Below are 1,209 nucleotides of genomic sequence, written 5' to 3' on the forward strand. Positions count from 1 at the left end.
GCTCCCGCCCGGTCCAGGGCGGCCGTGGTCCGGTGCCCGGCGCGCTCGCGGGCGCGCCGGTCGACGACGGCCACGAGGTCGACCCCACGACGCGCCGCGTCACGGCCGCGCTGACCCGCTGGCGCGACGACCGCGCGTCGGCCGCCGGCATCACCCCCGCGCGTGTCCTCACGTCCGCGGCGATCGCGCTCGTCGCGGCCCGGCTGCCGCGCACCCACGAGGAGCTCGGCCGACTCCCGGGCATCGGCGCGCACACCCTCGCAACCGTCGGCGACGACGTCCTGGCGGTCGTCGCGCAGGCCCTCGCGGCGCCCGAGAAGGGCTGAGGACGACCGATCGGAGGACACGTCCGAGATTCGTCGAAGACATGTCGTTAATTCGGTTGTCCGGGGTCGCGAGGCGGGCCTAGGGTGATCCACGTCCTTGAAGAGGGGTCGCGCCGGAAGGCCATGGCCCGGAGCCGAAGGAGGTGGGAGCAGAGATGAACACGAATCTGATCGTCGCGTCGTGCGCCGCACAGGCGTCCCGGCACGTCGTCGCGCCCACCGGCGTCGGCTTCGAGGGGCGTGGTGTGTCCATCGCCGGAACGCAGGCCATCGCTGGTCGTCTCATCGGCATGGTCGATGAGCGCCGGACGGGCCTCCCGACGTGGCACAAGCGCCCGCAGACCGATCTCTACTTCCGCCTCAGGGCTCCACAGGTCTGACCTCACAGGTCACCAAGGCCGCGGAGTCCCTCTCGGACCCGCGGCCTTTCTCATGTCCCCCGATGACTTCGGGCGGGTGAGCAGGTCCGGTCCGGTACCGAACGACACGCTCACCCAGCGAGGACATCAGGAGGACATCGTGCGGCTCACGACGCTGCTCGACACCGTGAACCAGGGCGGATCCGGCGCCTGGCCTCCCACGGGCAGCACCGCGACCACCGACGACACCCAGTTCGACGCTCTCGTCGCGGACCTCATCCCGTGCCGGTCGAACGACCCCGAGCTCTGGTTCGCCGAGCAGACGGCCGTCGTCGAGCGGGCGAAGGCGCTCTGCCGTGAGTGCCCGATCATGGAGGGCTGCCTGGCCGGCGCGCTCGAGCGGGCTGAGCCCTGGGGCGTCTGGGGCGGCCAGGTCTTCATCGGCGGCGTGGTCGTCGCGACGAAGCGTGGCCGGGGTCGCCCCCGCAAGAACGCGCTGCCGGCCGCCTGACCGGCGGCACCGC

The 1,209-nt window shown here is 72.5% G+C and carries 3 protein-coding genes; all 3 read left to right on the forward strand.

Features of this window, described 5'->3' with window-relative positions; translation table 11 throughout:
• Nucleotides 1-326, forward strand: a 326-nt coding sequence (locus tag CBZ_RS19830) for an HRDC domain-containing protein (protein WP_174768705.1), incomplete at its 5' end; no start/stop codon positions are given.
• A 143-nt stretch (nt 327-469) separates the two neighbouring features.
• The gene (locus CBZ_RS19835) at nt 470-706 is read left to right on the forward strand and encodes a hypothetical protein (protein ID WP_130783156.1); all 237 of its coding nucleotides are present in this window, start codon (nt 470-472) and stop codon (nt 704-706) included.
• Nucleotides 707-845: 139 nt separating this feature from the next.
• On the forward strand, nt 846-1,196 hold the full coding sequence (locus CBZ_RS19840; RefSeq protein ID WP_130783157.1) for a WhiB family transcriptional regulator: 351 nt from the start codon (nt 846-848) through the stop codon (nt 1,194-1,196).
• Nucleotides 1,197-1,209 lie beyond the last annotated feature (13 nt).

The organism is Cellulomonas biazotea, from assembly GCF_004306155.1.
GTDB lineage: Bacteria > Actinomycetota > Actinomycetes > Actinomycetales > Cellulomonadaceae > Cellulomonas > Cellulomonas biazotea.